Raw genomic sequence first — 26626 nt, forward strand, 5'->3', positions numbered from 1 at the left:
TAACATTCTGGCTTTTTGAGAACGGGGAAATTTCGATTTTAAAGATCGCTATTCTGATAAATCCGTTATTCTTCTGTGTGTATTAGTACCTTGTTTACAATCTGAACCTTCGCAATCTGAAGGCAATGATGGCGGAAGACGGCATTGATGTGGGTTATTTTCTTCAGTCCCAAATTGCTTGGGTGGTTTAGCTGGACGAAGCGTCAGGTCGCAGACAAATGGAACCATGATGAAACCTTTCTTAAGGTCAACGGCGAGTGGTTGTAATTATATCGTGTGACCGACAGTCAGGGAGATACGGTTGAATTCTGCTTCAACAAGGAAGGTGATGTAACCGCTGCCAAACGCTTTATACGCAAGGCTTTGGCCCGTCACGACAGGCCAGAGCGTATTATCATTGGCGGGAGCGAGATCAATCGCACTGCCATTCTTTAACGTGATGCGGAGAACCGGCTAAGGCAGGCTGGAGACTTCATTAGGCTCTGCTCCTGAAAATATATGAACACCAGCATTGAGTAAGATCATCGCCGTATTAAACAACGGATACGATCCATTCTGGCCTTCAAATCAGAAACTGCAGCCAACATTATCCTTGTTGGCATTGAATATGTTCAAATGAAGTGGAAACAGCAATGCATCAGAACTTGACTAACGATGGCGATCTGACGTCAGAGGATTACACTATGGCAGTAAAGTCGCTGCATATACGCGCCACCTCTTAAGTATGGTTTAAGCCTGTCGGCGGGCAGCTGATGTGATGTAACGGCGCAAGGTGCGCGTCGAGATGTTCAGTCTGCCGGCGATATCCTCCTGGGTAGCCTTCTTCTTCTTGATCTCCCCTTTTGCGATATGTATTTGCTCCAGGGACAGTATTTGTGGTCTTCCTATTTTCGTGCCCTTTGCCTTTGCGGCGGCCATGCCGGCACGTGTTCGTTCGGAAATCAGGGAGCGTTCAAACTCAGCAAGGGCTGCCATGACATGAAAGATCAGCTTGCCACCCGATGAGGCAGTATCGATATTTTCGCTCAGCGAACGGAAGTGAACATTGCCAGCCTCAAGCCGTTCGAGCAGGTCAACAAGACCGACCAGGGAGCGTCCGAGCCGATCGAGCCGCCAGACAACGAGGGTGGCGCCGGGTTTCAGAGCCTGCATGGCCTTTTCCAGTCCGCAGCGATCAAAACGGTAGCCGGATTGGCCATGGTCAGTGAATATACGATCACACCCGTTCTCTTTCAGTGCCTGAACCTGGAGGTCGAGCTTCTGGTCATCCGTGGATACGCGTGCATAACCGATAATCATCGTGAAATTACTTTCATGAGGTGTGTTTCTGGACTAGGTACAGCCGCGAGATCCAGTTCTTGACACCTCTCGTTTGGGTTGAATAAGGATCGACTGCACAGCCCTTGACAAAAAGGACCGTTTTTGTCCGCCCGGCATGATTACCAGTCCCCGCCCGAATTTCTCCAACATTATCAATACCCATTGTTCGCTGATGCCTTAAAAACACCCTTGAAATGATGTATGACAAAAATGGTCGTTTTTGTCACAGTCAGAAACCTTTAATATTAATAGGTTCGCGGCCGCACTGAAGAGGGGATTCTCCAGTGGCGAGATAAGTGAGCTTTTTGCTGTAATATATTGCTATTGTTCAATAATAATTAGTTGCAGAGCTCTCCTCGATAGATTTCTTTCACTGAAACAGGCATCTTTCAAGGCTTCAGACGGCGGAAAATCGGTCTGCAACGTGTGTTCTGCCTGCACTCTGGCTGCTGGAAACGTTGCGTATTCCCTCAGGACTATAGCGTTGGACATATTAGTGTTTCGTGCACTGGTTGTAGCCGGAGGTGAGCAATGAGCCGGACGTTGCTGCTTTCTTCTCACATACTGGTATCAGTTGATGGCGGTCTGGTAACGGATGCTGCGCTGGATCGTGGTGAAGTGATTCGCGCTGCTGTACATGCCATGCTTTGCGTCTGGCATGTGGCGGTCGCAGGGCATGGTTATCTGTTTGCCCCTCGGGGCCTGGAGGATCTGGCTCTTGGACTCAACCTCCTGTTTGCCTGTCGCATTGATACAGAGACTTGTTTTGCGCAAGTGTGCCCTCCTGGCAAATCGGTTCTGGTTCTGGGTAAGTCGATCGGTCTTGCGCTTTCGGTAGAAATCGATCCAGCGACCGGACTTCTTGTTCTTTATGAGGAAAGCGGAGATGCGTCGTGTGTTTTGGTGACGTCGAATGAAGGGCTGCTGATTGATCAGGCTGTCAGTGTCGCGGCTTCTGTATGCGATAGTCTGACGCCGAAGACGGTGAATGCTGCCATTGATGTCCTGATCGGCCAGTCGATGGCAGATGTCGAGGCGTGGTTGTTGATGCGTACGATGCATTACTTCTACGGCAATAGTTATCAGGCGGCCTTTGCTCTTGGGGTCGATGAGGCCGAACTCGTCGCCCTCATGCGACACCATCTGGCAGCGGTTCACGGGGCGGAGGAGCAACAGTGATCTCCCTCTCGTCCTTTTCGCACGACGTTCAGTCTGGCAAGGTTCTTTACAGGCAAGCAACCGATTTACTGTCGGCCCGGTCAGGGTTAGCTGGCCGAACAGTATCGTTAGAACTTGGCATTGCCGTAGAGCCAGTCGTTGAGCTGATGTCAGCCAGTAGTCCTGACAGGATTGAGCTTTACGGCGAATGCCTTGGCCGGCTTTTGATTGATGATCAAGTTGAGCTGAGGGGGGGGGCATTTGTAGCAGTCTTTGAGGCAGCCGGCGTCGTTGGGGTTCTGGATGAACTTGTTCTAGAACGTGTTCTCCAGCGTTTGCGTATTGATCCTGCTGTTCAGCTTGGCTGCAATATTTCTCCTTATACGCTCGCCGATCCGCTTGTCTGGGAGTGCATTCTGAACCGGATCGGAGCGCAGTCTGATCTAGCGACGCGTTTGACGCTCGAGATTACCGAAAGCGCACCGCTGGATGCAATTGAACAAGTTGCTGAGCGTCTTGGTCGGGCCAAGGCACTTGGTGTCCGTCTGGCGCTTGACGACTTTGGGACCGGCTTTGCGGTTGGAGGATATTTGCGCAACGTTGATGTCGACTGGGACATCGTCAAGGTGGATCGCAGTTTCCTTGGCGATTTACGTAAGACATCGGCGGGTCGTAGAAATCTTGCCTCCATGGTGGCAATGGCTAGTGATCTGGCACCTGTCATTGTTGTGGAGGGCATTGAGACAGAAGCGCATCTGGCTGCTGCACGTGGGTCGGGCGCTCGCTTTGGTCAAGGATGGCTGTTCGAGGAAATGTCTGCCAGCCAGTGGCATCCTGTTGCGCCCGAAGTCACTGCCAGATTCGTTCAAGCTCTCCAGCAGAAGGACAATGGTGGTTCGCATCTAAATACCTGTCTGTCGGTTATGGCTCCTGTGGGTGATGCAGGGCAGCTGTTAACCCGTCCACAGATCGACGATCACCGGAGCATTCTGCCGGGGGTGGTAGCAACAACCACAGATGAAGGCAGCGTCTTGCCGTACTCGTTCCAGCCTCACGCAGGGGCCTGCATCGTTGGTTCGCAGTGGTCGCCACTGTTGTGGTTGCGGGATCCGCGCCGCTCCATTGTTCACATTATAGCCGCTATCGGTGGCATGTGGGGCCGGCTCAGCTTGCAATTCATCAGCCAGATTCAATGGAATTGGAAGAGGTGGCGCATGTGAACGGTGCATCAAACGAGCATGACGGACAGGCTACTCATGCCTTTGAAATCAAATCCAACAGGCGGCCAACAGTTAATACCACCGGGACAGGGGTGGTTAGGCAGCTACATAAAAACAACGCAGAGAATTCCAGCGTGGTGAGCAGTACCGTGCAGCAAACAGAACTGGCCGCAAAAGGATGTTCTTCTGCAATCCATCATAAGACATATCAGATCAAAGATTATATCGAAACGAAAGCTACACCATGAACAATCACAATCAGGGTTCCTTCATACGCAACTGGGGTATCGGTGAAGGAGCCAGTCGTCAGTGCCGTAAGCGGCTCATGGCCATCCTGCGTATGTCTGCATCCGTTCTCGGTTTCTCTCGCAAACGTCTCGGCGTTGGCATGCTGGCAATGGGCGGGCGTCTCGCTCTCGCCATTGCGACCGTCACCGTTGGTATCGCAATGGGGACACAAGGGGCTAATGCGTATGCCGTGAATGGAACTACTTCGGATGGATCTACTTCGGATACTAATGTGGCTATTGGTGCTTCGAGTACCAATAAGGCAACAGCAAGTGGAGTCAATGCTGTCGCCATCGGGCATAGCGCACAGGCAAGTGCGGATGGTTCCGTAGGTCTTGGCTTTAAGGCATCGGCCACTGGGTTGAGGGCGGTTGCATTGGGTCGCGATACAACCGCTTCAGGAGCAAGATCGGTTGCTGTTGGTGCTTCCTCAGTAGCCAGCGGGGGAAATAGTCTTGCTGTTGGTACTCAAGCAACGGCAATAGGGGTCAATGGCTTTGCTGTAGGGTATAGTTCGAATGCCGCTGCAAGTAACAGTATGGCTATCGGATATACGGCTAAGGCAATGGGGAGTGATACGTTTGTTGCCGGTAATAGCGCATCTGGATTGGGTTCAGGTTCAGTAGTGCTTGGAACAAATGCGTCTGCTACTCATAATAATTCCGTAGTTTTGGGTATGAATGCGTCAGGCACTGCTGATAATGGGATTGCGATTGGTTTTAGTTCTATTTCTAGTGGTGCAGGTGCCATTGTAATGGGTAACACTGCCAAGGCGACAGGCAGTGGCTCTGTAGCTATTGGTCTGAGATCTGATGCTGCGAGCTATGGTACGGCACTGGGCCGGGAGGCATCAGCTAGTGCTAGTAACGCTGTTGCTGCTGGCATTCGTGCCGCTGCGGCACAGTCCAACGCGGTGGCTATTGGCGTTGATAGTGTGGCAAATGGAGCTCAGGCTGTTGCTTTGGGCAGTGCAGCGCAGGCGACGGGGCTGGACTCAACGGCTCTTGGAAGAAGCACAACCGCAAGCGGTGCGAGGTCTACAGCACTCGGTTCTGCCGCGAAGGCATCTGGTATTGGCTCTGTTGCGTTGGGTCGTTCGTCTGCTGCCTCCGGCACTAGTTCTCTAGCACTGGGTGATGGTGCAAAGGCTTCCGGGGAAAGCTCCATCAGTATTGGTACGGGTAATACGGTTACTGGTGCTCGGTCAGGTGCGATTGGTGATCCCTCGATTATCAACGGATCTGATAGCTATAGTGTTGGTAACAACAATAGGATCGGTTCGACGACCAGCAATGCATTTGCGCTGGGCAACAATGTATTGCTAGGAGCAAATGCTGCGGGTGCAAATACGGCGAGCGCCAGTAATTCGGTTGCATTAGGTAACAATATTACCCTTGCTGTGCAGAATGCCACGGCAGTTGGCACAGGCAGCAGTGTAACGAAGACAGGTGGTGTGGCCTATGGATACAACGCACAAACGACTGGCCAGAATGCATCAGCGATTGGTGTAAACTCGAAGGCGTCCGGTGGCAATTCGGCAGCTTTTGGTAATAACGCTGCTGCCGCAGGTAACGGTAGCGTTGCACTTGGTGTCAATAGTACAGCCGCCGCTGACAATGCTGCCGCAATCGGCGTGGGATCGGAAGCTTCTAAAGCGAGTGCAATTGCTTTGGGGTTGAACGCGAGTTCCAGCGGTTTAAGATCAATGGCGATGGGTGCTGGATCTAGCGTGACTGCAGACAATGCTACGGCGATTGGTACTGGTAGCGGAGTAGGTCAGGCAGGTGGTGTTGCGCTTGGCTCGGAATCTGTAGCCAATGTTGGTGCTGGTATTGCCGGTTATGTCCCGACGGGTGCAAGCACTGTTCTTGAGGCTGCGGTTAATGCAACCATGAGCACGTTGGCAGCTGTTTCAATTGGTGATGTTTCGAATGGCAAATTACGCCAGCTGGCTGGTGTGGCTGCCGGTACAGCCGATACGGATGCGGTCAATGTTGCCCAGCTTAAGGCGGTCAGTGCGTCTGGCACGAGTTTCAATGTTACGGCTGCCGGCAAGAATGAAAGCACTGTCGGTACAGGCGATACAATTGATTTCAATAATGAAGATGGAAATCTGGTTATTCGTAAGGCAGACGATTCACATGATGTGACATTTGATCTTGCTGATAATGTGACCGCCGTGAGTGTCACTACCGGCGAAGCCAAGCTTGATACCAATGGTGTCAGTGTAGACAATGGAATAGACAAGACGACCTATGGCGCGAATGGTTTTGCGATCTACGGTGGTCCAAGTGCAACCGTTGATGGCTTTGATGCCGGTGGCAAGAAAGTTTTGGATGTAGCATCGGGAGATGTGTCTTCGAGTTCGACGGATGCGATCAATGGTTCGCAGCTTTTTGCATCGAATGAGAAGATCGACACGATTGCAGGCAATACGTCGAGCTATCTGGGTGGTGGTGCGGATGTTGCCAGTGGCAAGGCTCCGACCTATACGATTGATGGCAATCAGTATGCGAGCGTGGGATCGGCTTTTGGTGCAGTCGACAATAGCATTGGAGCAATCAACAGCCGGATCGATGCCATTAATGAGACTGGTGCTGGCAATTGGGGCAAAGTGATTGGTGAGAATAGTGCTGCTGTCGGATCGACTTCCGTTGCAACCGGTGACAGCAGCGTTGCCTTTGGTGATAAAGCCCAGTCGATTGCGGACAAATCGGTTGCAGTAGGTGCAGGTGCCGTTGCAAACAATGCTGGTGATGTCGCGCTTGGATCGGGCTCGGTAACAGATAAGGCCGTTGCTACGAAGGACATGATTGTCAATGGCAAGACCTATGAGGTTGCAGGAACGGATCCGCAAAGCACTGTTTCTGTTGGAAGCAAGGATAACGAGCGTACGATCACCAATGTCGCGGCGGGCCGTGTCAATGCTGATTCAACCGATGCGGTTAATGGGTCTCAGTTACACGCGACCAATACGGCGATTGAGGATTTGGGTAGCCAGTTGGCCGATGCGACTCTGACAGTCGAAAACGCAGTCCACTATGACACTGATAGTAATGGTAAGCGAACAGGTGGTATCACGCTTGAAGGTGGGGATTCGGGCGCTCCGGTCCTGCTGTCGAACGTTGCTTCTGGCAAGAAAGACACGGATGCTGTTAATGTCCAGCAGTTGAAGGAAACGTCTGAACAGACGCTGACGACAGCCAAGGATTATACCGATACACGTTCAGAAGAGACACTCGTTCTGGCGAAGAGTTATACTGATGTGGAAACTGGCAAGACCTTGTCAGCAGCCAATCAGTATACTGACGAACGGTTCGGAATGCTTTCAAGCGAGATCGGCGATGTTCGCAAGGAGGCGCGTCAGGCAGCAGCGATTGGCCTTGCGGCAGCTTCACTCCGCTATGACGATCGTCCTGGCAAACTGTCGGCGGCTATTGGCGGCGGCGTCTGGCGGGGAGAAGGAGCAGCAGCCTTCGGCCTTGGCTATACAAGTGAGGATCAGCGGATTCGGACCAATCTGTCGGCAACGACCAGTGGTGGACATTGGGGTGTAGGCGCAGGCCTAAGCTTCACACTGAACTGATCGGAGTGAACGATGTTTGCAAGGATCAGGCGAACCGTACCTGCTCCTGCTCGAGCCGTTCTCATTCTTGCAATTTTGGCTGGTACCCCCGCACTAGTTGCCAGTCAGATAGCAGGCCCGGCACAGGCTGGCTCTCAGCCGGTGCCGGGCAGGCAGCAGACAGAGTTCATGGTCAAGCGGTCTGATGTGGTTTTGCCGACGGATGTTCCAATGGGGCAGTATCGTCGAGTAACTCAGCCGTTTGTCAACTGGACTTTGATTTGCGATGAGAATCTGGCGAAGAAGCAGAAGGTCTGTAACATATCTCAGACAATCGTGGATAGTTCGGGGGCAGCTGTATTCAGCTGGTCTCTTGCTGGGTCACAAGATGGCAAGCCGTTTTTTATCCTACGCATACCAGGTGCCGTCGGACTGCAAGGCTCAATCGTAATGAGGCTTTCAGACACGGGCAAGGATGTGCCTGTTGCAATAGAAGGGTGCGACGGAAAGGTCTGCATAGGCTATCAGCAGGTGGGACCGAGACTTCGTGCTGCGGTGAAGAAGGGTGGGGTTGTGGGCATCTCCTATAAAGGAAACTCTTTGCAAGAGGTGACGTTTTCGGTTCCGCTGGCCGGACTTAATGAAGCTTTGGGGGCAATCTGACCCTGGGATACAGTTGCAGGCGAGCAGATATGCGATGCGCAATTGGCAGGCCGGACTGTGCTTTCGACAGGTTTGTGATGAACGGATCGGTTTGTATCCTTCTGCTTTCTCGCGACTGTTCAGCGCTGAACCATAAGCAGCTTTGCGGATGCGCATGCGTCTGAACAAAAGGAAGAGAATATGAAACACGATCAATCTGGTCACGACGAACAAAAGACAAGGCAGCCGGTCGGCGGTACCCTTGGCAACGAGCTTGTATTGGAAGGGCGCAGCGGGCTGGTGCGGGCTCTGTGCCTCGCGATTATCGGCATAGTGCTCATAGGGGGCGGGCCGCCGTTCACACCTCAGCATTAGACAAACCGGCTTCTGGACTTGCTTTGATTTAGTAGAGAAGTTCTGTCTCTAGGTATCGGCTCATAACCTCGAATTGGATTGGCGATTTATACGCGAGGGAGAATGCCTGCACATGGGATTTGAGACGCCGTCAATGCATCTTTCATGCGTTTTTTGACATAGGCAATGGTTGGTCCATGGTTACGTATTCTGACAATAGTAACGCAATAGAGAGCTCTATTGGTTTGCCGGTTGCCACCGCGCTTCAGTCGAAAGCGATTTGTTTTTCTATAGGATGCCGGGATTGGACAAACGCCGCACAGTTTTGCCAATGTAATTTCTGATCTGCGTGGGATCGTCTCCTACAAGAACGAACATTTCTGCAACCGTCCTTGTGGCTTTACCGCATGATGCTGATAGCTCCGTGCGCATGTAGCGACCAGGTACTCACGTTCTTCATCATGGCATAGGGTTTCTTCGTAGAATGAGAGCCATCGCCGGGCTAGTGCACACAACGCGGTCTTTACCGATGCTGTCGTGGATGTGATCTTGCCGGGCCGGAAGGCCGCAATATAACGTATCAGAGAAACCTTACCCTTGATTTATCTAGGCTTTCTCGAAGTTCCGCCGGCGCATTGATTATAAGGGTTTTGAGGGTCAGCATAGCCTGTGATCGGCTTTTATATATAGTGCCGCGTGCGACCTTCAGAGGTCAAACTATCTCCTAGAAGCCTGCCTGAGTTTTGGGTGCAGCTGTTGCTTGGTCGCTGAGAACAGAACGGCCGTACCTTCGGCGTCCAGACTGTCGGGCTTTACGAGACTATATCTTAATTGGCGATGAGGCCGCGTCACTTCAACAACCTTGTAGTCATGGTCCAGGAGCGACCTGGATAGCCCTGCACCGTAGATCTTGTGCCTTCAATGCCAAATGCTATGACGGTTCGAGGACCACGCGACCACCGTTCAAGTTCGTGATAGCCTTTGGCATTAGCGGGTATGGACAGGGTGGCTAGTCTAGTGTCGTTTCCGTCGATAGCTACAGCTACGTGCATTGCCGGATGATCTGATGCTCGATACGTCAACACAATGACACCGGGTCAATCGTAACATGGGACAGCTTATCATGCTGCCGCAGTATAATTCACAGTCACGACAGCTTTCTTTGCCGCTCTGGGATGGAAGCATTTTGTGAGCTACGAGAATTCTGCAATACTTATAGCTGGCATATTGGCTTCCCCTGTCCGAGTGCTGCATCAATCTCGGCTGACATTGGTGCAGGGATCCCAATTTTCAGAGTGCGGCTTTCCGATGGCTCTGATAGTTTCCAGCTCATGATGTTTTGATGTCGGTCGAACATAACGTTGCGTATCGTCATAAGATCCCAAACCGGAAATTCAGGGTGACGAATTGGCCAATCTATGAAGCAGGCCTACGACAGCGTGACAGCTTAACATGTTGGGTCAATGATGACGTGCTTGCAGCATGGCGTGCGTCCCGTCATAAGGTGCCAGGTGTCTATGCTTACCTCGCCATGTCTTTATTATCGGGCAAGGTTAGTTTCAAATGGACACCTTTCAGATCAGCGTTCACAAGGTTTGCGATTATCAAGGAGGCGATCGAAGCGGCAGGCGCTCAACTGCGGTATATGCTGCCTGATAGTCCCGATCTCAATCCAACTGAAATGGCGTTTTCGAAGCTCTATGGGATGCTGTAGACAAAGTCATTGCATTGTTCGAACCTGCTGAATGTGCAAACTACTTTGTCGCATGTGATCATAATCTAACATAAATGGATCTGTTCTAGCCAGTGGCGGCCACCATTTTGCTATCATGCAGGAAAGCTTGCAGTAGACGGGTAGTTTCATCAGCTTGTTCGACGTTAAGAATGTGGGCGGCATTGCCCAAAACCACCAGCTGTGCCTGCGGCACAAGCCCCGCGATTTCCTCAAGACTAGCTGGAGGTGTCGCAGGATCATCCATTCCCGCAACCAGCAGCACAGGAACACGGATATTGCTAAGCCGTGACTTCAGATTTGTGTCACGCAACACCCTGCAGCAAAATGCGTAACCTGCCGGGTCAATCGCCCGCAGTGTGGTGAAGAGAACCGTAAGCTCTTCTCTATGGTCCCGGCTATAGGCAGGGGTAAACCAGCGTTGCTGCGAAGCGGCCACCATCGGCTCCATGCCTTCGGTCATGACTATACTGGCGCGAGTTTCCCAAAGCTCCGGCGGCGCGAAAGCCGCAGCTGTCGCGCACAGGAAGAGGGACTGTACCCGTTCAGGCTTATCAAGTGCCATAGCCTGCGCCACAAGACCACCGAGGGACAGACCGGCAATATGAGCCTGTGCCACGCCCGCCACATCCATGACCGCTGCAACATCGGCGACCAGCGTATTGATGTTGGCAATACGGTTTCCAGAGTTGCTACCCCCATGCCCCGGCCAATCCAGGCGAATGAGACGATGTGTTTGTTTAAGAGCTTCGGCCTGCGGCGCCCACATGGATATATCCGCGCCGAGCGAGTTGAGGAAGACGACCGTTTCCTTCCCCTGCCCACTCAACTGGTAATGGATGGCTACGCCATCGCGTTCGATAAATGGCATGAGCTTTCTCCTTATCCGGTCTTGCGCTGCAGCGAACAGTTCTTCAGCGGCTCGAACACATATTCGGAAGGCTCGAATGAGCGTGTTAACTGCCAGTAATCAACAAGCCGCCACGGTGAGGTCACCGTGACCCGGTTATCCTTGTTCTTGTACCAGTTGCTCACACCGGGATGCGCCCAGACCATGTTGGCGCATTTTCTGTCCACAAGACTATTGTAAGCATCATGCACATCCTGCCTGACTTCGGATGTCGACTGACCATTCTCAATCATCTCACGCAAGGCCTGCATGATGAAGTGAACCTGACACTCAAAATGGAAGATAGCACTGCCGCCATGAGCGAGGTTGGTGTTGGGACCGAAGGTAACAAACAAGTTGGGAAAACCGGGAACAGATATTCCCTTGTATGCTCGTGGGTCGTCATCGCCCCAGACATTGCGAATCGTCATGCCATCCCGCCCGGTTATTTCCATCGGCCAAAGAATTTTAGCTGCCTGGAAGCCGGTGGCCATGACAATAACATCGACTTCATGAACCGCTCCGTCTTTCGTGACAATTGCATTTGGTGTGATGTGAGAAATGCTGGTATCAACAAGTTCGACATTGTCGCGTTTCAGCATTTTAAACCAGTGATTGTCGCGCAGCATACGCTTTCCATAAGGCGGATAAGAAGGAATGCACTTGGAGATTAACTCCTCATCACCATCCAGTTCCTTGCGAATATGGGCAATGATGCGCTCCCGCATCTGATGGTTGGCGGCATTCAGCGAAATGTCCGGAAATTCCCAGTTCGGGTCCATCTGCAAGGATGCATGAAAACCGTCTGATGACGCCCAGAAAAGCTGGAACCTATACCACTCCGAGAAATATGGAATGTTTTGCAAGGCCCATTTCTGCCCCTCGCTGACCGGCTTGTGATAGTTCTCATTGGGCATGACCCAATGTGGTGAGCGTTGGAAGACGGTCAAACTTTTTACGTCACCCGCGATTGACGGACCGGCCTGCATGCCGCTTGCACCCGTACCAATCATAGCCACCCGCTTACCGGTCAAATCGACTGAATGATCCCATTTGGCAGTATGGAAAACAGGCCCGGCAAAGCTCTCCAATCCATCAATGTGGGGATAGGCCGGTCGATTGAGTTGGCCGACCGCTGTGATCACCGCATTGCTGGTAAAGGCTTGTGTATGTCCGTCACGGCCACGCGCCGTTACCGTCCATTTTCCATTTGCTTTATCAAATGTGGCAGATGAAACCTCAACGCCAAAACGGATATGCTGGCGCAGTTCGAAATGTGCGGCCGCCTGCTCGATGTAACCCTGAATTTCCTCACGCTTGGAAAAATGATGCGACCATTTGTTATAGGGGAAAAAAGAGTAGGAAAAGAAATGGTTCGGCGTATCCACACCGCAGCCCGGATAGGTATTTTCATACCAGGTACCGCCCACTTCGTCGTTCTTTTCCAGAACCACGAAAGGAATACCCAGATGCTGAAGCATAACGGCAGCACAAAGGCCTGAGAAACCCGCACCAATCACCACGACCTTGAAATCATCTTCCGTCAGCTGTGCCGGCTTCTGGCGCCACTCAACCGTACGGGTATCCTCGCCAAACCGCATTTCCTCAATCAAAAGCGGAATATACTCAGCAGGTACATCCTGCCCAACTGCCGCCGACATCATGCGCTGCAAACGGTCAGCCTCGGTCGTTATGGCGGGTGCTTCACCAGATTGCGCCTTTTCCTTCAAGGCCAGAACAAGCCGGTCACGCACTTTCTCCTTCAGCGTCTCCGGTACATCCTCCATGAAATTCCAGGCGCCATGAATATAGGGACGCACCTCATCAAGAATGGTCATGTCGCCAGTAAGCTGTACAAGAACCATCAAGGTCGGAGCTATATCAGCTCCGGCAAGCGCTGTGCGCAGCGCTGCCTCGTCGGCAATAGCATGTTTAAATCGAATGGAATTCTGTTCCATGGCGGGTCCGCTCTCCTCCGAAAATATGCGCCCGCTCCATCGGGCATTTTTCTTTGGTGATCGGAAAGACGTGCATTCGCAAATTGTCTTAACTTATCCTTCAAATCATTTTCTGTGATAGCAGATGCCAATAATGGCATACCAAACCACGATATATCTCGGTTATTCCTTTCCAATTGATATATTCAGCAGAAAACTCTTCAACCGAAGAGCGGGATGTCAATCATAAAAATTGATACCAAAAATCAGAAAACCGTATTTGTGGCCGCCTGACTTATTGTTAATAAGGTATAACATCGCCAAGGAGGAAGGGCGATGGGAGTTGCGCCAGCGCAATCCCCCTCACAATCATTATCGAGACGTTCATATGACCTGGAGGGGTCAGGGCGTCCGGGAGGAGAACACACATGTCCGATACCAGAATTCCGTCCATTCGCAAAGCTGCCACATTCGGGCTTTTGTCCGCTCTTCTGGCTTCCGTCTGTGCACCGCATGCCTTCGCCAATGGCGAAAAGATTGTGGTCTATACTGTCATTCCTGAAGAAGAACTCAACCGTCAGATCAATCAGGAATTCACCCGCCTCACTGGTATTGAGGTGGAAATGCTGACCGTTCCGGCAGTGGGCACGCTGGCCGCTCGTATTGAAGGCGAAGCAGCCAGCCCGCGTGGGGATATTTTTGCTGCCGCTCCAATTGATTTCCAGCAGGCACTGGCCACCAAGGGGCTTCTGGAAGCTTACAAGTCGCCCAATCTCTATCAGGACGCAGCCGCTAAGGGTTACGCCGATCCTGAAGGTTACTGGACTGGCTGGTATGGTATGACGACCGCCATTTTCTGGAATTCTGATCAGTTCGCGCGTGACTTCAAGGACAAAGCTCCGCCCAAGAGCTGGGATGATCTTCTTGATCCCGATTACAAGCAGAAAATCGTGCTTGCAAACCCGCAGACCTCTGCGATTGGTTACGTGCTTCTGGCCACCCAGATATTCCGAAACGGTGAAGACAAGGCGTGGGAATATACCGAAAAGCTGAACGATAATATTTCACAATACACGCCTTCAGCTACGATGGCTGTTACCATGGTGGAACAGGGCGAAGTCCCTATCGGTGCTTTCTGGCTCTCCAATGTTCTGGTTTCCAAGGTAGACCGCAAGCAGCCACTTGAATTCGTCGTTCCCGATGACAATGTTGAAAATATCTGGGCAGCCTCGATCATCAAGGGTGGGCCAAACACCGAAGGCGCAAAGAAATATATCGACTTCCTGCTTGGTGAGTACGCTCAGGATGCTAATTCGCGGATTGGCTTTCGCCATCCTCTTAACCCGAACGTGAAGCCACCCGCAGGTGCGCCCGCGCTCTCCGATGTCAAGCTCGTGAAATACGATAATGACTGGGCGACCAAGAACATGGATCGCGTTCGCAAGCACTGGGCCGATGTAACCGGACAGTAATCCCAAAGCTTCCTTTCCAGAGAGGCGTCATGGCTTTTTCCTTTTCCCCCTCAGCATCCGGGCGGCCATCCATTGAAAAGGGTGTGCTATTTGCCGCCCTTGCAGTGCTTGCTGCTTTGGTCATTTTTGTTCTTTATCCAACTTTCAAGGTTCTGGCCTATCCGTCGCTCTCAGAATATTTGCAAATGTTCCAGCGTGCACGCTGGCTGAGGGCAGCGCAGAACAGCGCTGTCATCACCATCCTTTCCACTTTCTCGGCAACGGTGATCGGCTTTATCTTCGCCTTTGTCACCACCCGCCGGGATATGCCGCTCCGCAATGTCTTCAACATCATGGGCACATTGCCGCTCTTTGCTCCGCCTTTTATGGTAGCATTCGCCTATATCCTCATGTTCGGTCGGCAGGGGCTGGTTTCCAACGAGATTCTTGGCCTCAACCTCAATATTTTCGGCTGGCATGGCCTATGGCTTGCTCAAACGATTGCTTTCTTTCCGCTGTCGATGACAATCATTCGCGGCGTTCTTCTCGGCATTCATCCCAGCTCTGAACAAGCATCGCTGACGCTTGGTGCAACGGAATGGAAAGCTCTGCGAACTGTAACCTTTCCGCTGGCACTTCCTGGTATCATCGGTGCAATGCTCGTCGTTTCCATCACAGTTCTGGCCGATTTCGGTAATGCCGTGGTAATTGCCGGCAATTATCCACTGCTGGCTACCGAGGCATGGTTCCGCATGGAAGGATTAGCGGATCTCAACGGTGCCGCCGTTGTTGTCGCAGCCTTGCTTATTCCAACAGTCGGCCTGTTCTTCGCCAGTCGTTATCTCACCGGTCGCGGCAGTTTTACCACCGTAACAGGCCGTGGTTCGGATATGGACCAGATTGCCACGCCCTTCATGGTGAAAGTAGTTTGCATAAGCGTCTGCACCCTTGTCAGCCTGCTTGTCATTTCGCTTTACATCGGCATTCTGCTCGCCGGTCTCGTGGAAGCCTGGGGACAAGACTGGTCGCTAACATTGCGCCATTGGCGCGAAGCCCTGAACTACTGGCCTACACTGAAGACCAGTCTGCTTGCCAGTTTCCTCGCGGCGGCAGTCACCGCCCTGCTCGGCCAAATCCTCGCCTTCCTCAATGCCCGCAACATTCCCTTCCGCAATACGCTGGACTTTCTGGCCGTGCTACCGGGAGCGTTGCCGGGAGTATTTGTCGGCGTTGGCTTCATTCTTGCCTTCAATGCACCACCGTTCCAGCTGGGCGGGTCCATCTGGATCATCGTTCTGGCGCTCGGCTTCTGGCATCTTCCGCTTGCCTATCAAGGCACAGTGGCCGCCATTGCCCAAATTCATAAAAGCATCGAAGATGCCGCTCGTGATCTGGGTGCCAGCGAATTGCGACTGGTGAAGGATGTCTATGTGCCGCTGCTTTCGCGCAGTCTCATTGCCTCTTTCCTGCAAGCCTTCATCCGCTCGGTCAGCAATATTTCCGTCGTAGTCTTTCTGGTCGCGCCCGGCAATATCGTTGTTACCTTTGTCATTCTCCAGATGATTGGCGGCGCAAACTGGACTGGCGCTGCGGCCCTGACCACCTTCTTGCTGATCATTACCTTCATTTGCGTCGGCTTTGGCCACTTTATCGCATCCCGGAACTCCCCCCGTCTGAGAGGTGTCTGACATGATGACCGCTTCCACTTCCACCCAAAAGGCACCCCTTGAAACCACAAAGGAAATGGCAGCCATGCAGCCTCATGTGCGAATGACCGGCATTATCAAGGATTTGGATGCGTTCCGCGCCGTGGATAACATATCACTCGATATTCCACGAGGCAGCATGCTCACTCTGCTCGGGCCTTCCGGCTGTGGAAAATCCACCACGCTGCGCCTGCTGGCTGGTTTCTACCAGCCTACCCAGGGTGACATTTTCCTCGGCGATGAATGCATTACCGCTCTACCCCCCAACAGGCGACGCATGACCATGGTGTTTCAGGAATATGCGCTCTTCCCGCACCTCAGCGTTGCCCGCAACGTTGCTTATGGGCTTGTCATGCGCAAGACCCCAAAAGAGCATATTCGCAAGCGCGTGGGCGAAATGCTGGAACTGGTTGGCCTTGAAGGAGCTGCGGAAAAATATCCGCATCAACTTTCCGGTGGTCAACAACAGCGTGTGGCGCTGGCCCGGGCGCTTGCCGTAGACCCGGAAGTGCTGCTGCTGGACGAACCACTTTCCAATCTTGACGCTAAGCTCCGTATCAAGCTGCGTGAAGAGATCGTGCGCCTGCAAAAGGTTCTTGGAAAAACCATGGTTTTCGTGACCCATGATCAGGAAGAAGCGCTATCTATTTCAGACCGCATCGCCGTCATGAACAAGGGTCGTATCGAGCAGCTCGGTTCTCCGACTGAAATCTATTATCACCCGGCCACACGTTATGTTGCAGAATTTATCGGTCTGGCCAATTTCATAGATGCCTCGGTTCGCACCGATGGCATGGTCGAAATTGCCGGTGCCGTCATTCCGGGTCTGAAGCCATTAGACGGCCCGGCCACAGCGGTTATTCGACCGGAATCGGTAAAAATTCTGTCGGGCGCGGCCCCGGCGGGCGCACCTACAATTGCGGGACGTGTTACCCGCCGTGCATTTCTTGGCGGTACGCTCCGTTATACAGTGGAAACGGATTTCGGCGAATGGACGGTTGATGAAGCCGCGCCGGAGCCGCGGCCACAATCTGATGAAGTGCGTCTGGTTCTTCCGGTGGAGCGTCTGCATCTCATTCCACGTGGGTAATAGAAATACATAACCGGGCACAAAGGCGGCTGGAAAGCCGGGGCGGATGTCGTGGCTTGTGATGTTCATGATTGCAACGAAACCGTCCGCTTCATTGAAGCGGATGGTTCACGCGCCATGACCTGAGATAGTTTCGAATAGCGTTATAACCCGTTAAGCCTATTGCTGCCTAACCCGCAATATTGAAATGATCGAGACAGCGCAACCCGGCCATATAAGGCCGGGTTGCGCTATGCATTCTTCTGCTTAAGGGAGAGCGATCCTGAGGATCAAGGCTGCGTGTTACCTCTGAAGGATAATCTACCAGGCAATGGCTCCACCATCCACGGGAATAATTGCCCCCGTTATGAAGCTTGATGCTTCAGAGGCAAGAAGCAGGGCCGCACCGCCGATTTCCTCAGGCGTACCAACACGTCCAAGCGGCAAGGATTGCGCGAATTGTTGCTCCGTTTCGGCGTCATGCATCCGGCCGCCACCTATATTGGTACGGAATGGGCCGGGCGCTATGGCGTTAACCATAACATTGAAGCGGGCGAGATCAATCGCCGCTTGTTTCACCAGATTGATAACCGCCGCCTTGGTGGCCACATAACTGTAGCCAACCATTGGATCAGCACGAAATCCCGCGGAGGATGCCGTAACGATGATGCGACCCCAGCGTTGTGCCCTCATGGGTCCGGCTGCGGCCTGTATGGTGGCGAATACCCCTGTGAGGTTCACATCCAGAACTTGCTGCCAACGCTCGGCTGAGCTTGTCTCCAAATTTCCGGCTTCGGTGAAGGGACCGGGACCACCGGAAATCCCGGCATTGGCAAAAGCAATGTCGAGTTTTCCATGTTCGGCAACGATTGTTGTGACAAGGTCCGCTGCCGCCCCAGCCTGAGCAATATTCACAGTCTGTGCGCTAGCCAAAAAGCCCTTTTTAAGAAAAGTTTCAGCCAGATTGGCAGCAGCTTCGCCATCAAGATCGGCAATGACCACCTTGGCCCCAGCACTGGCAACAGCTTCAGCCATCGCAAGACCCAATCCACTTGCGCCACCGGTTACCAGCGCCACGCGCCCGTCAAGGTCGAAACGTGATTTGAAATCCATTACATGTCCTCCTACCATGCACAGGTTTCACAGTCGGCGCTTGGAGACAATTCATTTCTTCTAACTAACGCTATCAGTGTGCGTTATGGCTTTGTATGTTTTTGATCAATATCAGTGATGACGGCAATCAGAACTTCTTACTTGTCTTAGGCTGCTCACACCGTTCATCTGGCGAAAATGTCCTGAAGCAATCTGGAGGAGCATCGCCATGGATCATGAAGTCACATTTCCGCTCATCAACGGGACCCGGATCAGACAATTCCAGGGTGGCAAAGGTGAAGTAGCCGTTTTTCTGCATGGCGGCGCAGGGCTTTCGGTCTGGACGCCATTCTTCCAGAAAATTTCCGAGCATTATGATCTGCGTGTGCCTGAACATCCCGGCTTCGGCCTGTCCGACAACCCGGAATGGCTAAACACAATTGCAGATCTTGCGCTGTTTTACATGGATTATCTCGATAATATTGATGCGGAGAAAATACATTTGATCGGCAACTCCTTCGGCGGCTGGATCGCGGCAGAAGTTGCAAGCCGTGACTGTTCGCGATTGAAAAGCCTGACCTTAATTGGCCCTTCAGGCCTTGCATCGTCCGCGGACGCTACCGATATTTTCCGTTGGTCGCATGAGGAAAGCATGCGAAATCTCTTCCACAATCAAGCCATTGCTGAACGTATTCTTACTGCTCCTGTCGGGCCGGAACAACTGGCTACGCTGGTAAAAAACCAGACAACCGTGGTCAGGCTCGGTGCGGCCACTCGCCTTGTAAACCCGGACCTGGTTCGCTGGCTTCACCGCATCAAAGTACCTGCTCATATCGTGTGGGGGGAGGAGGATCGGATTTGCTCTGTGGCTACCGCCTCAATCTGGGCCGAAAATCTGCCACATGTAAAGGTCACAATCGTGCCAGAAGCGGGGCATCTGCCGCATGCTGAAAAAGCTGATATAACCGGCCCTGCGGTTATTCGTTTCCTACAGAATGCCAACTGATCCTTGTTTCGCAGAAGTGATTCGTGTAGCTAGTGTGGTGGATTTGAACTTCAAATCCGTAAACCACACTAGGAAAGCTGGTGAGAAGAGCTGGCTCGGCGGATACGGATGGATATAAGACAGATTCAGTATTTCATCCGGGTCTATGAGGAGCGTAGCTTTTCACGGGCGGCGGAACGAGCAAATGTAGTTCAGCCAGCGCTGAGCATGCAAATCCGACGTCTTGAGGAGGAACTCAAGACATCGCTTTTCGACCGCACGCCCAAGGGTATTGAACCGACAATTTCTGGTGATCGCCTCTACCAGCTTTGCCTGCCTATCGTGCATGGCATTGCCGATGCCCGCCGGGAAATCATGGAACTGGGAAACGGTACGCGTGTGGCAGGCTCGCTGCGTGTGGGCATGCCGCCTTCCGTCAATCGCGGTATTCTCGGGCAGGTTTTGTCTGAATATGCTGACAGCTACCCCAATGTTGATGTGACGGTAACAGAAGCCTATAGCGATGGTCTCACCGCGCTGGTGCAGCAGGGGGCACTTGATCTCGCCCTTGGCGCCGCTCCAAACGTCAATACCGGGCTTTCTCACCGTATCGCGCTGCGTGATACGCTGATGCTGGTGTCAAAACATCCGGTTAATGGTGAGCCACTGAGCCCCTGCCGGTTGCGTGACCTCCGCGATTTCAAACTGATTGTACCGCCACGACAGACGTTTCTTGGGGCCACGATTTATACCTATATCGCAAGCGGAGAGTTGAAGCCCTCCCGAACAATGGAAATCGAAGGAGTGACGGCAACGCTTGAGCTGGCACGCGCTTCTGAATGGGTTACAATCTTCCCTTATATTTCCATGCGGCGCGACATTCGTGAAAACGGATTCCACGTCTACCCGATTATAGACCCGCCGATGAACTTCAATCTCTATTTTGTTTTTGACCCAAGTCGGCCTTTGACGGCTGCATCACGGGCTTTTTCCGAGATGCTGGAAGCCGCCTTGCAGCAAGTGGACTGCGATCGAAATGCCTTGCTCGGCGAGCGCAGCTAATCGTTATCACGGTTGTGAATATCTTCAATCAGAACATCTGATTTGCATCTGCTTCACACTGTCAGCAGGATTGGCGCTGCAAATCAGGGAGTAGAAAATGATTTATGATATGCGTGTCTATACTGCCCATCCTGGCAAGGAACAGGCTTTGAGCAAACGTTTCGTGCAGCACGTTCTGCCGATTTTTGAGCGACTGGGTATTGCCGTGGTCAGCATTTTTGAAACACGCGTACCAGCGCCGAAGCTGATCTATATCACCCGTTTCACGGATGAGGCCACGCGTGAAAAAGCTTGGAATGCCTTTAAGACGGATGCTGACTGGCTAGCAGTGAAGGCAGCTTCGGAAATGGACGGCCCGCTTCTGGCGCAGCAAGAAATCCATGCGATGAATGCGGTTGATCACGGTTGATCGCAGTTTCACAGGCAGGCTGTAGGATTTGTTGCAAATGTGGAACAGCCCTGATTGCAAGGTATTTCTGCGTTCAGGCCCATGGTACGATGCATCCGTATGTCCGGCCTGTTAACGCGGCTTTATTCTCGCTATCCATGATGATATCCGCGATGTCGATCGCCTAATCAAATTTGCGTACTCAAAGGCACATTGCAACAGACGTTCTGATCGATATCTGGATTTTGTCCGCTCGGCGCACCAAGCTTGGCACCTTGCCATGGTGGCCAGCTGTATTAGCTGGAACCTCTGCTTTTCTGTATTTATACTTTGATCATGATGTCCGGCGACTGATAAGTGCCGCCTTTCACTAGAAGCTCCCAGATCGTGCACGCGATCTTGTTCTCTAGGCTGTAGTGGCGATTTAACTATTTTATCCAGATAGCGATAGCAGCGATTTTGACGAAGCCCATGACGTTTGTAGTGAGTTTGTTGTGTCGCGTCTGAATTGCTTGAGCTTGTTGAAGAATCGCTCGATGCGAGTACGCTTTGGTGGAATGACAATCTTCATTCCAGTTCCAGCAATATTGTTGCACAGATGATCGGCATTATAGCCTTTGTCGACCAGTAGAGCATCGGCCTCGATACTATCGATAAGATCACAAGCGAATGCGATGTCGTTTCGCTGTCAACGACTTGCGATAAGGCGAACGTTAAGATCGAGTGCTTCGGTGGCGACATGTATTTTGGTGCTCAAGCCTCCGCGAGGCCGACCCAGGCCCTGGGCATCCGCCCCCCTTTAACCTTGCGTGCTCCTGCTGCATGCTGGTGAGCACGCACAATAGTGCTATCGATCATCAGCCATTCCAGATCGGCTTCGCGGGCAAGTGCGCTCAGCATATCGTCCAGCCCCCCCCCATCGCGATCCAGCGATAGTAGCGCCGCTTCACTAAACGGTAGTCACCCAACCGCTCCGGCAGGTCGCGCCAGCGACCGCCTGAACGCGCCATCCACAAAAGCGCGTTCAGAAACTTCCGGTTATCGGTGCGAGGGCCGCGCTTACCTTTTGTTCCACCCGGCGGCACAAAGCTCTTCAGACGTTCCCACTGGTCATCCCGAAGGCAATCACAATCCATCGCTGATCTCCAAAAATCAGTCTTGAATCTGATTTGCAGCGAGTTGGGAACCCCTATTCCTTAAATCGTCACTACGACCTAGGTCACAGACTCATAACTACGGAGCCAGATGCGAATTGCAGCCAATTGGACAGATGCGAGGAAATTATCATCGCATTTGTCGTATCGGGTTGCAACAGCTCGGAAGTGTTTGAGTTTGTTGAAAAACCTCTCGACGGCATTGCGTTGTTTGTAAAGCCATGGGCTGAAAGCAGGGACATTTACACGGTTTGGCATGGGACGTATACAGCCCCAAGTTCCTCGTGCTGTGAGTTGATAGTGACAACGTGACATCAAAGGCCTCTAAAACTGAGGCCTTTAAAGCATCAATCTATTGAAGTAGCTAGCCTATACGAGTGCACGGCTTAGTAAATCCTGCAAAGCAGAAACTAGCGGATGAGTTGCGCTTTTTTGGCCATTTTAAATAGCACTTAGATCAATATGACGATATCTGTCATCGACTGTTACCATCCTAAACCGCAAAACATCCATTCTGTTAGCGCACTTCCTAATGTTGCACCAGCCGCACCACTTCTATAGGGTTACCCGCAGCCGGATTGGCTGATGTTCCATTGTGGCTTCACACCATGAACCAGCACTTGCCATGTTTATACCAAAACTTGAAGAAATAGCCATTGTTAATAATAAAACCATAGTAATTATGCGCATATTTTCTCCTGGTAATTATGTTATTAAACGATTGTAATATAACTTCATTATTGACTATGAGAGTTTACAATTAAATGAACGATATTTGTTTGTGGTAATTAGAAGTAGTATTAATTTCTTTGTGATAAGCGGGCGTGATGGGCAATAGGCTATTTATGATTATAACTAATCGTTTTGCGTGTGTGCTTAATTCGCTTAATGCGTCAATCCTGTACAAAGTATTCTTGGTTTATTCGGGTCACAATCATTTTTGCACTAAGAAATACGGCAGGCCGCAAGAGGCTTTCTCTGTTTTAAGAATAGCTTTCGACTGGGGGCGATATGATTTTTTAAGCCGCACATGTGCAATTGATCCCTTGGAACTTTCCCTGAAGGTGCTGAGATCGAAATTCTAACCTTTGATAGGATTGGTCAATCTGACGGATACGAAGAAGAATTTAGCTGGTTATCACTCCAAATTTACAGCTGCTTTCAAAGTTGAGGCTGCCCGGCTTGTGTGCAGCAGCGTCAGGTTGTTGCGTGTAATTGCTGAAGGTTTTGGCGTTGGGTTGTCGACGTTTGGAAAATGGATGAGTGTCCACAATGAGGGTTGTGTTGCACGAATTCGATTTGAACGGAGTGGCTTAACTCTGGACGCATTTATGCAGCGTGTGCGTCGTTTGATACGGCGATGATCTTGCTCAATCGTATTGTCCATATATTTGCTGGAACGAATGGCCATAGGTGTACCAGACTTGTCGGAGTTGGTTTTCTGCGTCACATTATAGAATAATTATTCTATTGGTCTGGTTGCCGTTGATGGTAATGTGCTCCGGCTTGCCACGACAGACCAGAGCTTTGCGCAGAAAGCGTTTGGCGGCGGTCAAATCATGATCTTTGCAAAAATAGAACTCAAACATATCGCCGTTATTATCAATCGCATGATACAAAGATTGGCTAATTCGTCACCCTGAATTTCCGGTTTGGGATCTTATGATGATAGGCAACGTTGTGTTCAACCGACATTAAAACAGCATGAGCTGGAAAAGAACTGAAAACTATCAGAGTCATCGGAAAGCTGTATTCTGAAAGTTGGGATCAATGCACCAATGTCCCATCCAACTCATTGACGAAAAGTTTGCAAGAGAACTCGCTCGAGACCTTAAACACATAATTTGGTAATCTCGTTTTAAAATAGATCGCCAATACAGAATGAATTTATCATAAAGCACAGTATTTAGGTCGCTTGATCTTTGAGAATTTGCCGCGGAGCCGGGAAACTAAAGACGGCTGACCACATCTGCGCATTCCGCAAAATGGGCAGCTCCAACTGTGCATATTCAGTTGGTTCCAGTTTCTCAATGAAAGCGGATGTGTCGATGCCCTATCATTTAAGTCTTCTCGACAAGAGCCCTGTAGTATCGTCCGGGCGTGCGGAAGCGGCACTTGTCAATACTGTGTCTTATGCGCAGGCAGCAGAGAAGGCCGGATATAAGCGTTTCTGGGTGGCCGAGCATCACCATGCAGATGAATTAGCCGGACCATCGCCTGAAGTTCTTGTGTCCTATCTTCTCGCATTGACCAGGCACATCAGAATTGGTTCTGGCGGCGTTATGCTACAGCATTACAGTCCCTATAAGGTTGCAGAGAATTTCAATCTGCTTGCAGCGCTGGGGCAGGGGCGCGTTGATCTGGGTGTTGGGAAAGCGCCCGGTGGGTTGCCACTGTCAACCAAGGCACTGCAACAGGAGTTTGGTGCTGAAAAACGGCTCGACTTCAATAGCAAGCTTGAGCAACTCAGTGCATTTCTTGGTGGTGACAGGATCACTTCTGGTCCTTTCAAGGGACTGGCGGCGACACCAAAACCGCAGCTTCCTGCTGAAAAATTTGTGCTTGGCGCAAGCCCTGACAGCGCGCTGCTTGCCGCTCGTTCAGGCTGGGATTTTGTTTATGCTGGCCATCTCAACGGTGATACCGCCAATTTGCAAAAGACCTTTAGCGCTTATCATGAGGTGACTGGGAAAGTACCTGTTCTTGCATTGGGCGCAGCTGTGGCCGAAAATAAGGATGAAGTTGACGCAGCGCTCTCAAAAATCAAGATTTTTAAAATTCATCTGGCGTCGGGGGTCTCTGTCTCTGTCGGTACTCAGGAGGCGGCTGCGGAGTTTGTGCGGCAGGCTGGCGAAAAAGAATATCGCATCGAAGAAAAGCACCCAAGCGTGCTTTCTGGTTCTGCAAAGCAGGTGAAACAGAAGCTGGATGAATTGCACGAGCAATATGGGGTCAAAGAGTTTGTGCTCGAATTCCCCGCTGTTTCCCATGAGCAAAGACTGGCTGCGATTAAGAGCCTCGCAGGCGAACGTCTTGCTATTGCCGCCTGATCCAAAGCCGTGGGCTAGAAGGAGTACCTCAAATGAGTTCCAATCAGATTAGATTTGGTGTGATGCTGCAAGGAGCAGGCGGGCATATGAATGCTTGGAAGCATCCATCCGGGCCTGCAGATGCCAGTGTAAACCTGCAATTCATCATCGATACCGCTCGCAAGGCTGAAGAAGCAGGCATTAGCTTCGCCTTCATCGCAGACGGGCTTTACATCAATGAAATCTCCATTCCGCATTTTCTCAACCGCTTTGAGCCTCTGACAGTTCTGTCAGCGCTTGCTGCGCATACCAAGCGCATCGGCCTCGCAGGCACTGTGTCAACATCCTACAGCGATCCTTTTACGATTGCGCGCCAGTTTGCATCGCTTGATCTGATTTCTGGCGGACGTGCAGGCTGGAATGTTGTGACAACACCGCTGGAAGGATCAGGCCGAAATTACGGCAAACCGCATCCTGATCATGCGCTTCGCTATGAAATAGCCGATGAATATCTCGAAGTCACCAAAGGTCTTTGGGATTCTTGGGATGATGACGCTTTTATTCGTAATCGCGAAACTGGTCAGTTTTATAAGCCTGAAGGCTTTCATCGTCTTGACCATAAGGGCCGGTTTTTCTCCGTTGAAGGTCCGCTTAATATTCAGCGTTCACCGCAGGGGCAACCGGTTATTTTTCAGGCGGGCGCGTCTGAAGCGGGTGTTGGTCTGGCCGGTAAACATGCAGACGCTGTTTTTACCAATGCAGGCACGATTAAAGACAGCCAGACATTCTACGCGCAGATCAAGGCCAGTGCCGTTGCGCATGGGCGCTCACAGGATGATATCGGCATTTTCCCGGGAATTGGTCCCATTGTCGGGCGAACTGAAGCTGAAGCAGAAGAAAAATATCAGGCGATCCGCAATCTGGTAAGTGTCAACGAGGCGCTTTTCTATCTTGGCCGTTTTTTCGATCATCATGATTTTACGACTTACGACCTTGATGCACCATTCCCTGAGCTGGGTGATGTCGGCAAAAACAGCTTCCGCTCGACAACTGATCGTATCAAGCGCGACGCGGCTGAGAAGCAGCTGACTTTGCGTGAAGTGGCTCTCAATGCTGCAACGCCACGCACTTCTTTCATTGGAACGGCAGAACAGATAGCCGACGAAATTATTCGCTGGAAAGAGCAGAAAGCCGCTGACGGCTTCATTCTCGGTTTTCAGGTTATTGCAGAAGGGCTGGCCGATTTCATAGCGCATGTTTTGCCAATTCTGGAAGAGCGCGGCTATCATGAAGGCACGCTCAAACATGATACGCTGCGTGAAAATCTGGGTCTGGTCCATCCGAAGAGCCGCTACGCCGCCGCTGTGCAGGAAGGCAATCAGAAGGGCGCGGCATGAATATTCAACCGTCGCCAGAGATAAACCGAACGCTCGAAATCGAGGCAGGTCTTGCCTTGATTATCGACGAGTATATCGCTTTGCGTCGCGATATTCATGCGCATCCCGAATAGAGGTGGTTCGGGAAATCTGGACAGCGGAGATAAGTGGAATTTCTGCCTGACTTCGGCTTAGATGCCGAGAACAGG

General features: G+C 51.7%; 20 protein-coding genes and 4 pseudogenes. 15 read left to right on the plus strand and 9 right to left on the minus strand.

Annotation, left to right across the window (positions count from 1 at the left end):
* Nucleotides 1–276: 276 nt before the first annotated feature.
* Nucleotides 277–435 (plus strand): DDE-type integrase/transposase/recombinase, encoded by a 159-nt coding sequence (locus tag FHY56_RS18380; protein ID WP_376889793.1) that lies wholly within the window; start codon nucleotides 277–279, stop codon nucleotides 433–435.
* A 294-nt stretch (nucleotides 436–729) separates the two neighbouring features.
* On the opposite strand, the gene FHY56_RS14870 is transcribed toward FHY56_RS18380, so the two are convergent.
* A complete protein-coding gene (locus FHY56_RS14870) occupies nucleotides 730–1299 on the minus strand; it encodes a recombinase family protein (protein ID WP_140905944.1) in 570 nt (189 codons plus the stop codon).
* A 552-nt stretch (nucleotides 1300–1851) separates the two neighbouring features.
* On the opposite strand from FHY56_RS14870, the gene FHY56_RS14875 reads away from it, so the two are divergent.
* From FHY56_RS14875 to FHY56_RS14895, 5 genes are read left to right on the plus strand one after another with little or no spacing between them, the layout of a single operon-like run.
* On the plus strand, nucleotides 1852–2499 hold the full coding sequence (locus FHY56_RS14875) for a hypothetical protein (RefSeq protein WP_140905945.1): 648 nt from the start codon (nucleotides 1852–1854) through the stop codon (nucleotides 2497–2499).
* A complete protein-coding gene (locus FHY56_RS14880; protein ID WP_140905946.1) occupies nucleotides 2496–3698 on the plus strand; it encodes an EAL domain-containing protein in 1203 nt (400 codons plus the stop codon). The genes FHY56_RS14875 and FHY56_RS14880 overlap by 4 nt, the downstream gene beginning before the upstream one ends.
* A complete protein-coding gene (locus tag FHY56_RS14885) occupies nucleotides 3671–3946 on the plus strand; it encodes a hypothetical protein (protein ID WP_140905947.1) in 276 nt (91 codons plus the stop codon). Before FHY56_RS14880 ends, FHY56_RS14885 begins: the two co-directional genes overlap by 28 nt.
* Nucleotides 3943–7572, plus strand: coding sequence for a YadA-like family protein (locus tag FHY56_RS14890; protein WP_140905948.1), 3630 nt, complete (start codon nucleotides 3943–3945; stop codon nucleotides 7570–7572). The genes FHY56_RS14885 and FHY56_RS14890 overlap by 4 nt, the downstream gene beginning before the upstream one ends.
* A gap of 12 nt (nucleotides 7573–7584) precedes the next feature.
* Nucleotides 7585–8214 carry an invasion associated locus B family protein gene (locus FHY56_RS14895; RefSeq protein WP_140905949.1) on the plus strand — a complete coding sequence of 210 codons (630 nt, stop codon included), beginning with the start codon at nucleotides 7585–7587 and terminating at the stop codon, nucleotides 8212–8214.
* A 440-nt stretch (nucleotides 8215–8654) separates the two neighbouring features.
* Here the strand turns inward: FHY56_RS14895 and FHY56_RS18385 are convergent, their stop codons facing one another.
* Complete coding sequence (locus FHY56_RS18385; protein WP_376889800.1) at nucleotides 8655–8879, minus strand: hypothetical protein; 225 nt, start codon at nucleotides 8877–8879, stop codon at nucleotides 8655–8657.
* 814 nt (nucleotides 8880–9693) lie between these two features.
* A pseudogene (locus FHY56_RS18390) lies at nucleotides 9694–9813 on the minus strand (IS3-like element IS1953 family transposase); the annotation flags it as partial.
* Between the two features lie 133 nt (nucleotides 9814–9946).
* On the opposite strand from FHY56_RS18390, the gene FHY56_RS18395 reads away from it, so the two are divergent.
* The gene (locus FHY56_RS18395) at nucleotides 9947–10261 is read left to right on the plus strand and encodes a hypothetical protein (protein ID WP_140905950.1); all 315 of its coding nucleotides are present in this window, start codon (nucleotides 9947–9949) and stop codon (nucleotides 10259–10261) included.
* Nucleotides 10262–10346: 85 nt separating this feature from the next.
* On the opposite strand, the gene pcaD is transcribed toward FHY56_RS18395, so the two are convergent.
* Together pcaD and FHY56_RS14915 are read right to left on the minus strand one after the other, a co-directional pair.
* Nucleotides 10347–11150: a 3-oxoadipate enol-lactonase gene (pcaD, locus tag FHY56_RS14910; RefSeq protein WP_140905951.1), complete on the minus strand. Its 804-nt coding sequence runs from the start codon at nucleotides 11148–11150 to the stop codon at nucleotides 10347–10349.
* Between the two features lie 11 nt (nucleotides 11151–11161).
* A complete protein-coding gene (locus tag FHY56_RS14915) occupies nucleotides 11162–13126 on the minus strand; it encodes a flavin-containing monooxygenase (protein WP_140905952.1) in 1965 nt (654 codons plus the stop codon).
* A gap of 407 nt (nucleotides 13127–13533) precedes the next feature.
* Here FHY56_RS14915 and FHY56_RS14920 point away from each other — a divergent pair, with 407 nt between their 5' ends.
* From FHY56_RS14920 to FHY56_RS14930, 3 genes are read left to right on the plus strand one after another with little or no spacing between them, the layout of a single operon-like run.
* Entirely contained in the window at nucleotides 13534–14577 is a 1044-nt protein-coding gene (locus tag FHY56_RS14920; protein ID WP_140905953.1) for an extracellular solute-binding protein, read from the plus strand.
* Nucleotides 14578–14606: 29 nt separating this feature from the next.
* Nucleotides 14607–16244: an ABC transporter permease gene (locus tag FHY56_RS14925; protein ID WP_140905954.1), complete on the plus strand. Its 1638-nt coding sequence runs from the start codon at nucleotides 14607–14609 to the stop codon at nucleotides 16242–16244.
* A gap of 1 nt (nucleotide 16245) precedes the next feature.
* The gene (locus FHY56_RS14930) at nucleotides 16246–17352 is read left to right on the plus strand and encodes an ABC transporter ATP-binding protein (RefSeq protein WP_210240060.1); all 1107 of its coding nucleotides are present in this window, start codon (nucleotides 16246–16248) and stop codon (nucleotides 17350–17352) included.
* Between the two features lie 300 nt (nucleotides 17353–17652).
* Here the strand turns inward: FHY56_RS14930 and FHY56_RS14935 are convergent, their stop codons facing one another.
* On the minus strand, nucleotides 17653–18444 hold the full coding sequence (locus FHY56_RS14935; protein WP_140905955.1) for an SDR family NAD(P)-dependent oxidoreductase: 792 nt from the start codon (nucleotides 18442–18444) through the stop codon (nucleotides 17653–17655).
* A gap of 208 nt (nucleotides 18445–18652) precedes the next feature.
* Here FHY56_RS14935 and FHY56_RS14940 point away from each other — a divergent pair, with 208 nt between their 5' ends.
* The 3 genes from FHY56_RS14940 (at nucleotide 18653) to FHY56_RS14950 (ending at nucleotide 20879) form a co-directional block, all read left to right on the plus strand.
* Nucleotides 18653–19429, plus strand: coding sequence for an alpha/beta fold hydrolase (locus FHY56_RS14940; RefSeq protein WP_140905956.1), 777 nt, complete (start codon nucleotides 18653–18655; stop codon nucleotides 19427–19429).
* A gap of 108 nt (nucleotides 19430–19537) precedes the next feature.
* Entirely contained in the window at nucleotides 19538–20470 is a 933-nt protein-coding gene (locus tag FHY56_RS14945) for a LysR family transcriptional regulator (RefSeq protein WP_140905957.1), read from the plus strand.
* Between the two features lie 97 nt (nucleotides 20471–20567).
* On the plus strand, nucleotides 20568–20879 hold the full coding sequence (locus FHY56_RS14950) for an NIPSNAP family protein (RefSeq protein ID WP_140905958.1): 312 nt from the start codon (nucleotides 20568–20570) through the stop codon (nucleotides 20877–20879).
* Between the two features lie 407 nt (nucleotides 20880–21286).
* On the opposite strand, the pseudogene FHY56_RS14955 reads toward FHY56_RS14950, so the two are convergent.
* The 3 pseudogenes from FHY56_RS14955 to FHY56_RS18400 form a co-directional block, all read right to left on the minus strand.
* Nucleotides 21287–21994: pseudogene (locus FHY56_RS14955) on the minus strand (IS5 family transposase).
* Nucleotides 21995–22072: 78 nt separating this feature from the next.
* A pseudogene (locus FHY56_RS14960) lies at nucleotides 22073–22231 on the minus strand (IS5/IS1182 family transposase); the annotation flags it as partial.
* A gap of 1117 nt (nucleotides 22232–23348) precedes the next feature.
* Nucleotides 23349–23628 (minus strand): annotated as a pseudogene (locus FHY56_RS18400) (DDE-type integrase/transposase/recombinase); the annotation flags it as partial.
* A 432-nt stretch (nucleotides 23629–24060) separates the two neighbouring features.
* Here FHY56_RS18400 and FHY56_RS14970 point away from each other — a divergent pair.
* A complete protein-coding gene (locus tag FHY56_RS14970; RefSeq protein WP_140905960.1) occupies nucleotides 24061–25062 on the plus strand; it encodes an MsnO8 family LLM class oxidoreductase in 1002 nt (333 codons plus the stop codon).
* A 32-nt stretch (nucleotides 25063–25094) separates the two neighbouring features.
* The gene (locus FHY56_RS14975; protein ID WP_140905961.1) at nucleotides 25095–26438 is read left to right on the plus strand and encodes an LLM class flavin-dependent oxidoreductase; all 1344 of its coding nucleotides are present in this window, start codon (nucleotides 25095–25097) and stop codon (nucleotides 26436–26438) included.
* Nucleotides 26439–26626: the final 188 nt, after the last annotated feature.

Origin of the sequence: Brucella gallinifaecis (genome assembly GCF_006476605.1) — a bacterium.
Taxonomy (GTDB): Bacteria; Pseudomonadota; Alphaproteobacteria; order Rhizobiales; family Rhizobiaceae; genus Brucella; species Brucella gallinifaecis.

Bases quoted from the DNA above. Each gene is read 5' to 3' on its own strand.
- pcaD (WP_140905951.1), bottom strand. From the start codon at position 11,150: ATGCCATTTATCGAACGCGATGGCGTAGCCATCCATTACCAGTTGAGT.
- FHY56_RS14975 (WP_140905961.1), top strand. From the start codon at position 25,095: ATGAGTTCCAATCAGATTAGATTTGGTGTGATGCTGCAAGGAGCAGGC.
- FHY56_RS14875 (WP_140905945.1), top strand. From the start codon at position 1,852: ATGAGCCGGACGTTGCTGCTTTCTTCTCACATACTGGTATCAGTTGAT.
- FHY56_RS14950 (WP_140905958.1), top strand. From the start codon at position 20,568: ATGATTTATGATATGCGTGTCTATACTGCCCATCCTGGCAAGGAACAG.
- FHY56_RS14935 (WP_140905955.1), bottom strand. From the start codon at position 18,444: ATGGATTTCAAATCACGTTTCGACCTTGACGGGCGCGTGGCGCTGGTA.
- FHY56_RS14930 (WP_210240060.1), top strand. From the start codon at position 16,246: ATGATGACCGCTTCCACTTCCACCCAAAAGGCACCCCTTGAAACCACA.
- FHY56_RS14940 (WP_140905956.1), top strand. From the start codon at position 18,653: ATGGATCATGAAGTCACATTTCCGCTCATCAACGGGACCCGGATCAGA.
- FHY56_RS14895 (WP_140905949.1), top strand. From the start codon at position 7,585: ATGTTTGCAAGGATCAGGCGAACCGTACCTGCTCCTGCTCGAGCCGTT.
- FHY56_RS14870 (WP_140905944.1), bottom strand. From the start codon at position 1,299: ATGATTATCGGTTATGCACGCGTATCCACGGATGACCAGAAGCTCGAC.
- FHY56_RS14945 (WP_140905957.1), top strand. From the start codon at position 19,538: ATGGATATAAGACAGATTCAGTATTTCATCCGGGTCTATGAGGAGCGT.
- FHY56_RS14920 (WP_140905953.1), top strand. From the start codon at position 13,534: ATGTCCGATACCAGAATTCCGTCCATTCGCAAAGCTGCCACATTCGGG.
- FHY56_RS14915 (WP_140905952.1), bottom strand. From the start codon at position 13,126: ATGGAACAGAATTCCATTCGATTTAAACATGCTATTGCCGACGAGGCA.
- FHY56_RS14970 (WP_140905960.1), top strand. From the start codon at position 24,061: ATGCCCTATCATTTAAGTCTTCTCGACAAGAGCCCTGTAGTATCGTCC.
- FHY56_RS14885 (WP_140905947.1), top strand. From the start codon at position 3,671: ATGGAATTGGAAGAGGTGGCGCATGTGAACGGTGCATCAAACGAGCAT.
- FHY56_RS14925 (WP_140905954.1), top strand. From the start codon at position 14,607: ATGGCTTTTTCCTTTTCCCCCTCAGCATCCGGGCGGCCATCCATTGAA.
- FHY56_RS14890 (WP_140905948.1), top strand. From the start codon at position 3,943: ATGAACAATCACAATCAGGGTTCCTTCATACGCAACTGGGGTATCGGT.